The following is a 12,011-nucleotide window of genomic DNA, read 5'->3' as shown; positions in this document are numbered from 1 at the left end:
GTTGACAAGTACTCACGGGTGCGACATCAGTCCTGCTTGGGCACCCAGTGGTCCGTCACGAGCTCGAAAGATTGTTTGAGCTCGCCGTATGCCGCACGTTGAGCCTCCTCGCCCTCGCCGTACCGCCGAACGGCTGTCTCATGCGCTGTGGCGAAAGCGGCCTGCACCTCCTTCGATGATCTCCGCAGTGTCTGTGGGAGGTCTGTCCGGTTCACGGCTCCACTCCTTCTCGGTCATGGGCTTGATCTCGTACCCATCGATTGTCCGCCCGGTACCACCGCGACGGAACCGGAGTTGGGCAAGTTTTCCGACGCCGATGGACTGATCAGCCATCGGCAGTCACGAGTCACCCCGACTCCCGACCGTGGCGGCACAGACCGGGAAACACCAGCATCGGACACCTGCATAGGCCACAATGACTCGGGAAGCTCGCCGCCACGTGAAATTCATTCTCGCCGAAGGGAATTCCGTACCAGAGGAGACTCGATGCCCGTTTCGCCACACACTTTGTTGCAGCACGTCCAGGATCGCACCACCGACCTGCGCCGATGGTTGGATACCGGCGAGAACACCGCCACCCTGACTGCGTATCTGCGCGACGAACCCGTCGACCACCGATGGCTCTCCACCTACCGACGACTCACCCACGACCTGCTGCGGGCGGTCGACCACGCCTGCCCGCCCAGGGAACCTCACGACACGCCGACGCCCAGCGTCGACCGCCAATCGGACCTGCGATGAACGACGACCAACGCCGGGCACTCGAACACGTGCGCGACACGTGCGCGATGCTGCACTGCTTCCTGACCACACACCCGAGCGACCGACCCCCGGAACGGGTCCGCACCGCCACCTTCGAGCAACTCACCGACGACCTCCTCGACGCCGTCACCTCGGCACAGAACGCCGGCGTCCCGGAACAACGCATCTTCGACAGCATGTGACGGATGGTCTTCGTCGGAGTAGGCCCTGCCGTGACCGGGGTAGAACCCGCGAGTGACGGTGGACCCGTTCGCAGACGCTGTCCTTGCCGAAGTCGGTCAGCCGGAGTGATCAGATCCGCCGATCCAGGGTGAGGCCCCTGCTGCCCGGCAGTTCGCCCACCGCACTTCGAGCGCTCGGTCGAGGCGGGCCACCTTCTCACGGGTCAGCTCTTGCCCGTTCCCCTCGGTGAAGGCTCCGCAGGACGGCGGCCGGGATGAGCGGCGCCGTCACTGTCAGGGGCGAGGTGGTGGCGATCGCGGTCAACTCGTCGAGGGCCAACGGGATGTGTCCGCTGTGCCGGCCGCCGGCCCGACCGAAATCTGGGTGCGGCGGGCACCCTGCCTACGGCAGACTGTGCCTGGTGATCCTGACGATTTCCACGACGGCGCGCCCGGCAACCGATCTCGGGTACCTGCTGCACAAGCACCCCGATCGGGTTCAGGAGTTCACCCAATCCTGTGGTGTCGCACGCGTGTTCTATCCCGAGGCGAACGAGAATCGTTGCACGGCGGCACTGTTGCTCGATGTCGATGCGATTCGACTCGCCCGCACGTCCGGCAGGTCCGCCAACTACGCGCTCGGCCAGTACGTCAACGACCGGCCGTACGCTGTGTCGTCGCTGCTGTCGGTGGCGTTGGCGGACGTCTTCCGCACCGCCCGCGCGGGACGATGCACCGTCAAGCCGGAGTTGGCCGCGACGCCGATCCCCCTGGAGATTTCGCTGCCCGCACTACCGTGTCACGGTGGCCCGGAGTTGGCCGAACGCCTCTTCACGCCGCTGGGGTGGGCTGTCGAGGCACGCCCGGTGCCACTCGACGAAGCGTTTCCGGAATGGGGCGATTCCCGCTATGTGCGGCTCACTGTGCGCGGCGACATCCGGCTCGCCGACGCCCTGAATCACCTGTATGTACTGCTTCCGGTGCTCGACGACGCCAAGCACTATTGGGTCGCCTCCGACGAGGTCGACAAGCTGATCCGGGCCGGTGGATCCTGGCTCGCGGAACACCCGGAGGCAAACCTCATCACCCGCCGCTACCTGCGGCATCAGTCCGCCCTGACGCGCTCGGCGTTCGAGCGGCTCGCCGAACTCGGCGACGACGTGGCGGAGCGGCTGGAACCACCGGTCGACGAGGAGCCCGGCAGCGACGCGGCGGGCATCGGGTGCGAGGCGGACACGGCGGCCGCCCCTCCGCTGAACCTGCTTCGGCGCGAGGCGGTCCTCGGAGCGCTCGGCGAACTCGATGTCCGCACCGTCATCGACCTCGGATGCGGTTCCGGCCAACTCGTTTCCGCGCTGCTCGACGATCCCCGCTTCACCGAGATCGCCGCCGCGGACGTGTCGACCCGGGCGCTGACGATCGCGGCACGCCGGCTGCGGCTCGATCGGATGCCGGAGCGCCGCCGCGAGCGTCTGCAACTGTTCCAGGCGGCCCTCACCTACACCGACAGCAGGTTCGCCGGCTACGACGCGGCCGTGTTGATGGAGGTCGTCGAGCACATCGACCCGCCGCGGCTCACCGCACTCGAGCAGGTGATCTTCGGTACCGCGCGGCCCGGGCACGTGATCGTGACGACACCCAACTCCGAGTACAACGTGCGCTACCCCGAACTCGAGGGAATGCGTCACCGCGACCACCGCTTCGAGTGGTCCAGGGCCGAATTCCATTCGTGGGCAGGCAACGTCTGCCGGGTCCACGGATACACCGCCGACTTCCGACCGGTCGGCGAGGACGACCCCGAGGTCGGTCCGCCGACTCAGATGGCGGTTTTCGCGCGGGCGGGTGGTTCCGATGCCTGACGTCTCTGTGCCGGCACTGTCGCTGGTGGTTCTCGTGGGTGTGTCCGGCAGCGGCAAGTCCAGCTTCGCTGCACGGCATTTCGCCCCGACCCAGGTGCTGTCGTCCGACTTCTGCCGGGGGCTGGTCGCCGACGACGAAAACGACCAGGCCGCAACCTCGGACGCCTTCGACGTGCTGCTCTACATCGCCGGGACCCGGCTGCGGCGTGGTCTGCTCACGGTCGTCGATGCCACCAATGTGCAGCGCGAAGCACGCAAGGCATTGATCGATCTGGCCAAGTCCCACGACGTCCTGGTCGACGCGATCGTGATCGACGTTCCCGACGACGTCGCGATCGCGCGCAACGCGACCCGACCGGACCGCGACTTCGGTGCACACGTAATCCGACGGCAGCACAAGGACCTTCGGCGGTCACTGCCGAGGATCGGCCGCGAAGGTTTCCGGCGAGTGCACGTGCTCACCGGAGTCGACGCCATCGACTCGGCGACGGTGTCGAGCGAGAAGGCCTGGACCGACAAGCGGGATCTGACCGGACCGTTCGACATCATCGGCGACGTGCACGGCTGCCGAAGCGAACTGGAAACGCTGCTGCGCGAACTCGGCTGGCGGCTCCAGCCCGATGGCGCCGGCGCCCACCACCCCGAGGCGCGGACCGCCGTGTTCGTCGGCGACCTGGTCGATCGCGGACCGGACACCCCGGGAGTGCTGCGCCTGGTGATGGGTATGGTGGCGGCCGGAACGGCGCTGTGCGTCTCGGGCAATCACGAACAGAAGCTCGCCCGGGCGCTGCACGGCCGGAAAGTCGCCGCCTCGCACGGTCTGCAGGAGTCGCTCGATCAGCTCGCCGCGGAACCCGACGGCTTCCGTACGTCGGCGCACGCCTTCATCGACGGCCTGATCAGCCACTACGAACTCGACGGCGGCAATCTGGTGGTCGCGCACGCCGGGCTGAAGGAGGCCTACCACGGCCGTGCGTCGGCGCGGGTGCGTTCGTTCGCCCTGTACGGCGACACCACCGGCGAGACCGACGAGTACGGACTGCCGGTGCGGTCCCGTGGGCCCACGAGTACCGCGGACAGGCCGTCGTCGTCTACGGCCACACCCCCGTTCCCGAGACCGAGTGGATCAACAACACCATCTGCCTCGACACCGGAGTCGTCTTCGGCGGCAGACTGACCGCCCTGCGCTACCCAGAGAAGGACATCGTGTCCGTTCCGGCGGAGCAGGTGTGGTTCGAACCGGCGCGACCACTCGACACGGGGCCGGCCACACCCGGGCGTCGGACACAGCGCGATCCGGCCCTGTTGTCCATCGACGACGTGCACGGACACGGCACATCGACGTCCGGTACAACAAGGGACGTATCAAGGTGCGCGAGGAGAACTCCGCCGCCGCGCTCGAGATCATGAGCCGGTTCGCCGTCGACCCGCGCTGGCTGGTGTATCTGCCGCCGACCATGGCTCCACCGGCCACCTCGAACCTCGACGGCTACCTGGAACACCCTGCGCAGGCCTTCGCCGAGTTCGCGGCGAATGGGATCACCGAGATCGTGTGCGAGGAAAAGCACATGGGTTCCCGGGCGATCGCCGTGCTGGCCCGCGATGCCGCAACCGCGGCGGAGCGGTTCGGTGTCACCGACGGAAGTTCGGGGATCGTCTACACCCGCACCGGCCGGCCGTTCTTCGACGACCCGGCCACGATGAGCGAACTGGTGGCCCGGCTCCGCACCGCGTGCAGGCCGCTGATGGACGACCTCGGGTCGTCGTGGCTGGCGCTCGACTGCGAACTGCTGCCGTGGTCGGCGAAGGCAGGAGAACTGATCCGCAGCCAATACGCATCGGTTGGTGCCGCGGCGGGTGCGGCGCTGCCGGACGCGGTCACCGCACTGGAACGGGCCGCGGCGCGGGGGTTGGACGTCGCAGACCTGTTGACCCACACCCGGACCCGCGCGGCCAACGCCCGACGGTTCAGGGACGCGTACGCGCGGTACTGCTGGCCGGTGACCGGCCTGGACGGGGTGCGGCTCGCACCGTTCCACATCCTCGCCTGTGACGGCCGCGCAACCGCGGTCACCGAACCGCACTCATGGCACCTCGCGAAGCTGGCGACACTCGACGATCCCCTCGTCGCCGAGACCAGGCACCAGTTCGTCGATCTCACCTCCGACGAGTCCCGGGATGCGGCGACCACATGGTGGTCGCAACTGACCGATGCCGGCGGCGAGGGCATGGTGGTCAAGCCGCTCGGCGCCACACCCACAGAACTGGCGCAGAGAAGGATTCAGCCTGGCATCAAGGTGCGGGGACGGGAATACCTGCGAATCATCTACGGCCCCGATTACACCGAGAACCTCGACGTTCTCCGCGACCGCTCACTCGGTCGCAAACGATCGATGGCCCTGCGCGAACATGCGCTCGGCCTCGAGGCGCTGACGAGATTCACCGAAGGTGACCCACTGTGGCGAGTGCACGAAACGGTGTTCGCGGTTCTGGCGCTCGAGTCCGAGCCGGTGGACCCACGGCTGTAGCCGTCACCGGGTGTTCTGCCGGCGTGCGGTGATTGCGCCGTGAGGCCTGTAGCCGCTCCCCGTTCGGGTATGCGTCTCGATCACCTCGAAGCCGGCCTGGACCAACTGCCGGCCGAGTTCGGCAACCGGCCAACGACAGGCAGTGGTCACGGCGTGGTCGAAAGTCTCCACGGTTGCTCCTTCGAAGAAGCCGACCAGCAGCCCTCCGCCCGGTCGGATCACGCGCGCGAACTCGGCGAGCGGAATCTCGATGTCCTGTGGACCGTGATGAATGAGCGAATACCAGGACAACACACCACCCAGTGATTCTGTCGCGACGTCCAACGTCTCGAAGCTGCCGACGTCGAAGGAGAGGCTCGGATAGTGCGTGCGAGCCCGTTCCACGAACTCGGGCACGAGGTCGATCCCGCTCACAGCGGCTCCGCACCTGGCCAAGAAGTCGGTCCACTGCCCCGGACCGCACCCGGCGTCGAGCACGGGACCCGTCAGGGCGACGGCCCAGCTGCTCACCAGGGCCCGATCGGACGGGTGTGTAGAAGTCATGGAGCCGAAGAGGTCCGTGTACTCCTGGGATCTGGCCGAGTAGGACTGTCCGACGATGCCGCCTCGTTGGGTTCTCGTGTTCGCCATGCCGTCAATGATCGTCGATCGGGTACCGCATGCGCCGAACCTTCCTCGGGGCGAGTCGGCACCTGGCGTCGACAATCGCCGTACGATCGCCTGGACCGCCCACGACGATGCGCTGTCGTCCTCTGATCGGTCACAGTCTGTGGCAGAGCAGCGTGCAGAAGGATGGAGAGCCGGATGTCCAGCTCAACGGTGACATTGCCATGCTGATCTACTCTATGAGTGTCTCGGTGGACGGCTTCATCACCGACCGCAAGGGCGCGTTCGGGTGGACGGTGCCCGACGAGGAGCAGTTTCGTTTCCACGTCGCGCAGATACGCGAGCTCGGCGGCTATCTGTGCGGCCGCAGGCTTTACGAGACCATGCTGCCGTGGGACACGGATCCGTCGATGCGCGACAACGAGCTTCACGCCTCGTTCGCCGATGTCTGGTGTACTCTCCCCAAGGTCGTCTTCAGCCGCACGCTCGACAGCGTCCTCGGCAACGCCCGCCTCGCCGAGGCGTCGGTGGCCGAGGAGGCCGCCGCGGCGCGCGACGCGACCGACAAGAACGTCGCGATCGGGGGCGCCGGTCTGGCCGCGGCAGCAATCGAACTCGGCCTCGTCGACGAGCTGCGCATGTTCCGCAATCCGATCGTGGTCGGTGGCGGCACACCGTTCCTGCCGCCGGTCACCGAGAACGTTCCGCTGGACCTCGTCGAGACCAGGACGTTCGGCTCGCGCGTGATCTATGAGCGCTACCGGTGCGCCCGCGTCGAATCCTACGGGCAACATTTGCGTTCCTCGCCGCGAAGGACCCGTCGATGACGCTTCGGTTCAACTCGATATTGGCCTGCGGAATCGTCGTCGCCGCGTCAGGGGTGATGGCTGCGTGCAGTTCGGACGACGGCGAGTCAGCACCCCCCTCGGTGGGAATGGAAGCAACGTCTTCCGTGCCGACCACACCCGACATTCCGGGAACGCTCCCGACGGCGGACGAGCTGACCGCTCTGTACAACACTGCCCTCGACTACGACGTCCCGTTGTCCGACCGGGTGAATCTGATTCAGGGCGTCGATGACGCCGATCCACGGCTCGCATGGAAGATCGCCAGAAGCTGGGCATGCTCACAGGTCGGCTGCTAGGCAAGGGCTCAACCGGTTTGTGGCCGCATTGCACCCGCGTCCTACGAACTGCTACCGAATGGTCCGGGCGGCGGCTGGACGGGATAGGCGGCGACATCCATGATCACCGAGCCCTCGCACGGGCCGCTGTCGATATCGGTACGCCAGGAACCGGTCAACGTCCCGTCTGGCTGGGGTGTGTAGTACGCAACCGAGTGCGCCGGTGCCCACACCTTCGGCACGCCCTCGCCCTGGTAGCAGTCCCACTCCCAGTCGTAGGTGTGAACCCAGCTGGTCCCGTCCCAGGTGTATCGCGGCGGTAGCGGCAGTGTCGGATTGGCCGGCGTGGGCCCATCGGTCACGGTCGCTACGCAGGAGTCGTCCGTGCAACTCGTCTCGAATCGGTACGTATCGGAGAAGTCGGGCTCCCACTGCCGCGCGGCCAAACTCGTTCCGGTCTTCGTCGCGGCGAAGCGCTTCAACGAGTACTCCCCCGACCAGGACGGCTGCGTCGGCGCAGCCCCCGCGGGCACAGCCCCGGCAACCGACCAGGACGCGATCAACGCGACTATCAGCAGTGACTTGCGCATGACGAGATTGAAGCACAGGTGTAGGCAGCGCAGTGGGTATCTGTGTCCGCGCAGCGGCGGCCGGGATCGCGGTGTATGTGGCGGCGCTCGTGTTCCGCTCTACGCTTTTCGGCTCGAGCAGGTGTCTCACCGAGTCCTCGACGAGGAACGCCACGTCCCGTTCCAGTGTCGTCGCCTGAGCAGCGGCTTCGGGCATACAGCGGCGCGGGCAGCGATCAGGCGGATATACCGAGCACTGGCCCTGGCGGTTTGCGATGGTCGTCGCACTTGATCACGGACCGGGCCCTGCTGGTCTGTCGGGTTCAGGCGGCGGAGGTCTCGCTGTGTCGAACTCAGCGGCGATGTCAAGATCGCGGCGACGAAGCAGCCTCAACATGATTGGAGTCGCCCGCTCTGCACAGAGAACCAAGTCGCCGCATGCCTGCCAATCCGCGGAACTCCGCAGATCAGGCCCGTGATCAGATCACCGGTCTGGGCAGTGAGTGGCGACCTGTTGCTCGTCGCGACGGGAAGAGTAGTTCGCCCCTCTGACAGAGGGATCTGTTCCGCCCGCTGCAGCGCGACCCCCGGCTGTCGACCCGCGAGCCACGTCACGAAACCCCGCGCAACGCTGCGTCCGGTCGACGACGATGAGTTTCGCAGTGGTTCCCAGTCTGTACCTACATCGATCAAAACGTGACTCGAGGAGAACGACATGACCGCGACCTACACCTTCGACGTCTTTTCCAGCCTGGACGGCTACGGCGGCGTCAGCGGGGGCGACTGGGGAGGCTACTGGGGCAAGCAGGGCCCCGAGTTGCTCGACCATCGCCTTTCCTTGTACGAATCGGATCAGCGGATGGTATTCGGGGCCAACACGTATCGGGCGTTTGCGCAAATGCTGGCATCGAGCACCGAGGAGTCCGAAGTGCGTGACCCATGGGTCACGCGGATGAGGAGTCTGCCTGCAACGGTGGTGTCGACGACGTTGAAAGGACCTCTCGACTGGCCGGACGCGACCATCGTGAGCGGTGACGCCATCGACGTCGTCGCCCGGCTCAAGCAGGAGTCCGACGTGCCGCTGCGTTCCCACGGCAGCCTGTCGATGAACCGGGCGCTGTTGGCCGCCGGCCTCGTCGACCGCCTACAGGTGACGCTCTTCCCGGTGATTACCGGTCAGACCGGTGATGATCCGATCTTCCAGGGCGCGGCCGACTTCGACCTGGAGCTGTTGGAGAGCCGGACGCTCGATGGTCACATCCAGGAGCTCATCTACCGACCCACCCTCCATTGACCTACCAATTCCCGATGTGCGAGTAGAATTTCCGGTCCGTCGTCGACGGATCGGCGCACCGGATGACCGACGGAAAACGGAACTGGCAGTACCGGCCCTGAAACAGCGCACCAATCAGGACTCTGTACACGGATGTCGAGAATGCGGCGCCGGCTCCGTCCCAGATACACCAGCGGCCACGACAGGCCGCGCGACCAAGGAGGAGAACCACATGGCGATTCAGCGGATGGACCACGTGAGCGTCGTCGTCGACGACCTCGAGGCTGCTATTGCGTTCTTCGTCGAACTCGGTATGGAGCGGGAGGGCGCTGCGCAGATCGAGGGACCCTGGGTGGACCGCATCAACGCGCTCGACGGCGTCCGAGTCGACATCACGATGATGCGGACGCCGGACGGTCACGGCCGGCTCGAGCTGACGAAGTTCCACAACCCGACGGCGATCAGCGCCGAGCCGAAGAACGCACTGGGGAACACGCTGGGTCTCCGGAGCATCATGTTCGCCGTCGACGACGTCGACGCCACTGTCGCCGGCCTCCGAGCCCATGGCGCGGAACTCGTGGGTGAGGTGGCGCAGTACGAGGACAGCTTCCGGCTCTGCTACGTCCGCGGCCCCGCGGGGATCATCGTCGCGTTGGCCGAGGAGCTCAGCTGACGGCCCCTTGCCGCCGGATCGACGACCGTGCCGGTCTGCACAGGAATCTAGACTTTCGTGCGTGGTCGATCCGATGCATTTCGAGGCGCACGCCGACATCTACGGTGAGGCGCGGCCGCCGTATCCGCCGGCGCTGTGGGACAGTCTTCGCGGTCTCGGCGTTCTCGAGCCCGGCCGCCGCGCCCTGGACATCGGAGCGGGAACCGGGCAGGCGACCGGTCCCCTTCTCGCCGCGGGCCTGAGCGTCACCGCGGTGGAGCCCGGCCGTCAGCTCGCCGCACGCCTCCGACGGGCGCATCCCGACGCGGCCGTCATCGTCGAGCGCGTCGAGGACGCCGAGGTTCCCGAGCGTGCCTTCGATATCGCAGTCGCGGCCACATCGATTCACTGGATCGATCTCGATATCCTTCTTCCGAAGGTCCACCGCGCGCTGACCCACGATGGAAGGTTCCTGGTGTGGCGGAACGTCTTCGGAGACCCCGATGCCAGGACCCCGTTCCGGGAGTGTGTCGCACGGATCGTGCAGGACCGCGGCGCACCACCACGCCCCAGACCCGATCCGGAGGATGTTTCAGCGCTCACCGCAGAGTTGACTCGGTCGGGACTGTTCACCGTCGACGTGGTCCGCACGTTCCGGTGGACCATCGAGCTGAACGACCGGCAAGTGTTCCGGCTGTTCTCGACGTTCAGCGACTGGACCGCAGAGGAGGCCGACCTCGCTGCCGCCGCTGTCCGGGAACTCGGAGGCACCGTGGTCGAGCACTACATGACGTGGCTCGTCGCGCTGACCCCCGCGACGATTCCTTGCGCGGATCGGTGGTAGGTCGGCGTCCGTGGTTGTGCACGATGTGTGTGGTGCGTGAGTAGTCGTCGAGTGTGTTTCGGTCCACGCGTGCGGCGGTGCCTTCGAGGACCGTGCACTGCGTTGATGCGACGCGGTGCACGGTCCTCGAAGGAATAGCTCAGTCTGTGCGATCCGCCGTGACGGTCGTGGCGCTGCTTTCCTCCCAGAAGTCGGCTCCTTCGATGCCGAGCGACTTCGGGTCGAAGGCCGGGTCGAGTCCTTGCTTCTTCTGCTGCTCGAAGTCGCGGTAGACCCTGTAGACCAGCGGGAAGAGCAGTACCAGGCAGGCGAGGTTGATCCAGGCGATCATCCCCAGCCCGATATCGCCGATGGCCCAGACGATTCCGGCGTTCACCACGGAGCCCACGAAGACGATCGCGAGTGTGCCGACCTTGAGAATCAGCCTGGGCACCGGCCCCTTTCGCCCGTTCAGCAGGAACAGGAGATTGGAGTTCGCCACGTAGTAGTACAGCAGCAGACAGGTGAAGCCGAACAGGAACACGGCTACGGCGATGAAGCCCGCACCCCATCCCGGCGCCAGTGTGTCGATGGACTTCTGGACCCAGTTCGGGCCTGCCTCGACGCCGGGCAGATTCTCGACGAGATGTCCGCCGGCGCCGTCCGAGACGTTGTACTGGCCGGACACCACCATCATCAAACCCGTTGCCATGCAGATCAGCAGGACGTCGATGTAGATGCTGAACGTCTGGACGAGGCCCTGCTTTCCGGGATGCGAGGTCCGCGCCGCCGCGGCCGCGAAGGTGGCCTCACCGATGCCGTTCGCCGACGCGAAGACTGCCCGGCGAACACCCCACGCGACTGCGGCGCCCGCGATACCGCCCAGCACGGGATCGAGACCGAATGCCGAGTTCACGATGAGCTTGATTGCGTCGGGGACGCTTTCGAGGTTCGCGAAGATCACGGCCAGTGCCAGAACGAGGTATCCGATTGCAAGAGTCGGGACGAGGGTCTGCGTGACTTTGACGATCCGCGTCGTGCCGCCGAAGATCACCAAAGCGATCAGCGCGGTGACGAAGACTGCAGGCACCCAGCTCGGCAAGCCGAACGCCAGCTGAGCACTGGAAGCAATGGTGCTGACCTGAAACCCGGGGAACATGAAGCCGTAGCCGACCAGCCCGAGAAACGCGATGAGCGCCGCGACCTTCGGAAGCTTCAGGCCGTACTTGATGTAGTACGGCATGCCGCCGATGTCCTCGCCGGCCTTCTTCCGGTCCTCGTCCTCCACCTGACGTTTGAACACCTGCGCCAGGGTGGCCTCGGCGTATCCGACGGTACAGCCGACGAGTCCGGTCACGGCCATCCACAGCAGAGCGCCCGGTCCACCACCGCCGACCGCGGTTGCGACGCCCGCGATGCTTCCGACACCGACGCGGCTCCCGAGAGCGAGGACGAGCGCTTGGAAGGAGGACAGGCCTCCCTCCCCCTCGCTATGCTCCCTCAGCTGGCGAATCATGTCGGGAATGCGCCGGAACTGAATGCCTTTCATGGCGATGGTGTATGCCAGCCCCAGGCCCAGGACGACATAGGCCATCGGACCCCAGATTCCATCTGCCAGAGTCGTGAGTAACTCGGCCCAGTCGATGTCCGGCACG

At 66.2% G+C, this 12,011-nt stretch carries 12 protein-coding genes and 1 pseudogene; 9 read left to right on the top strand and 4 right to left on the bottom strand.

Annotated features, from left to right (window positions below; genetic code table 11):
* Positions 1-26 precede the first annotated feature (26 nt).
* Complete coding sequence (locus tag P3H15_RS05600) at positions 27-215, bottom strand: ChaB family protein (RefSeq protein WP_072941588.1); 189 nt, start codon at positions 213-215, stop codon at positions 27-29.
* Positions 216-486: 271 nt separating this feature from the next.
* On the opposite strand from P3H15_RS05600, the gene P3H15_RS05595 reads away from it, so the two are divergent.
* The 4 genes and pseudogenes from P3H15_RS05595 to P3H15_RS05580 all read left to right on the top strand — a co-directional run bounded on the left by P3H15_RS05595 (position 487) and on the right by P3H15_RS05580 (position 5,310).
* Positions 487-741, top strand: coding sequence for a hypothetical protein (locus tag P3H15_RS05595; RefSeq protein WP_276136330.1), 255 nt, complete (start codon positions 487-489; stop codon positions 739-741).
* Positions 738-944 (top strand): hypothetical protein, encoded by a 207-nt coding sequence (locus P3H15_RS05590; protein ID WP_072941917.1) that lies wholly within the window; start codon positions 738-740, stop codon positions 942-944. The genes P3H15_RS05595 and P3H15_RS05590 overlap by 4 nt, the downstream gene beginning before the upstream one ends.
* Before the next feature lie 401 nt (positions 945-1,345).
* On the top strand, positions 1,346-2,782 hold the full coding sequence (locus P3H15_RS05585; RefSeq protein WP_276136329.1) for a 3' terminal RNA ribose 2'-O-methyltransferase Hen1: 1,437 nt from the start codon (positions 1,346-1,348) through the stop codon (positions 2,780-2,782).
* Positions 2,775-5,310 (top strand): annotated as a pseudogene (locus P3H15_RS05580) (polynucleotide kinase-phosphatase). The gene P3H15_RS05585 and the pseudogene P3H15_RS05580 overlap by 8 nt, the downstream one beginning before the upstream one ends.
* 3 nt (positions 5,311-5,313) lie before the next feature.
* On the opposite strand, the gene P3H15_RS05575 reads toward P3H15_RS05580, so the two are convergent.
* Positions 5,314-5,940, bottom strand: a complete 627-nt coding sequence (locus P3H15_RS05575) for a class I SAM-dependent methyltransferase (RefSeq protein ID WP_276136328.1) — start codon at positions 5,938-5,940, stop codon at positions 5,314-5,316.
* Between the two features lie 200 nt (positions 5,941-6,140).
* On the opposite strand from P3H15_RS05575, the gene P3H15_RS05570 reads away from it, so the two are divergent.
* Entirely contained in the window at positions 6,141-6,743 is a 603-nt protein-coding gene (locus P3H15_RS05570; RefSeq protein WP_276136327.1) for a dihydrofolate reductase family protein, read from the top strand.
* On the top strand, positions 6,740-7,060 hold the full coding sequence (locus tag P3H15_RS05565) for a hypothetical protein (RefSeq protein WP_276136326.1): 321 nt from the start codon (positions 6,740-6,742) through the stop codon (positions 7,058-7,060). Before P3H15_RS05570 ends, P3H15_RS05565 begins: the two co-directional genes overlap by 4 nt.
* Before the next feature lie 41 nt (positions 7,061-7,101).
* On the opposite strand, the gene P3H15_RS05560 is transcribed toward P3H15_RS05565, so the two are convergent.
* Positions 7,102-7,629, bottom strand: coding sequence for a hypothetical protein (locus P3H15_RS05560; protein ID WP_276136325.1), 528 nt, complete (start codon positions 7,627-7,629; stop codon positions 7,102-7,104).
* Positions 7,630-8,323: 694 nt separating this feature from the next.
* Here P3H15_RS05560 and P3H15_RS05555 point away from each other — a divergent pair.
* From P3H15_RS05555 to P3H15_RS05545, 3 genes are all read left to right on the top strand, one after another.
* Positions 8,324-8,902: a dihydrofolate reductase family protein gene (locus tag P3H15_RS05555; protein ID WP_276136324.1), complete on the top strand. Its 579-nt coding sequence runs from the start codon at positions 8,324-8,326 to the stop codon at positions 8,900-8,902.
* A gap of 211 nt (positions 8,903-9,113) precedes the next feature.
* On the top strand, positions 9,114-9,554 hold the full coding sequence (locus P3H15_RS05550; protein ID WP_276136323.1) for a VOC family protein: 441 nt from the start codon (positions 9,114-9,116) through the stop codon (positions 9,552-9,554).
* Between the two features lie 61 nt (positions 9,555-9,615).
* Positions 9,616-10,377 (top strand): trans-aconitate 2-methyltransferase, encoded by a 762-nt coding sequence (locus P3H15_RS05545; RefSeq protein WP_276136322.1) that lies wholly within the window; start codon positions 9,616-9,618, stop codon positions 10,375-10,377.
* Positions 10,378-10,516: 139 nt separating this feature from the next.
* Here the strand turns inward: P3H15_RS05545 and P3H15_RS05540 are convergent, their stop codons facing one another.
* Positions 10,517-12,010 carry a sodium:alanine symporter family protein gene (locus tag P3H15_RS05540; RefSeq protein WP_276136321.1) on the bottom strand — a complete coding sequence of 498 codons (1,494 nt, stop codon included), beginning with the start codon at positions 12,008-12,010 and terminating at the stop codon, positions 10,517-10,519.
* Position 12,011: the final 1 nt, after the last annotated feature.

The organism is Rhodococcus sp. T2V (assembly GCF_029269925.1).
Lineage (GTDB): Bacteria > Actinomycetota > Actinomycetes > Mycobacteriales > Mycobacteriaceae > Rhodococcus_F > Rhodococcus_F koreensis.
Note: the sequence above shows the minus strand (reverse complement) of the source record. Positions and strands in the feature narration are given on the sequence as shown.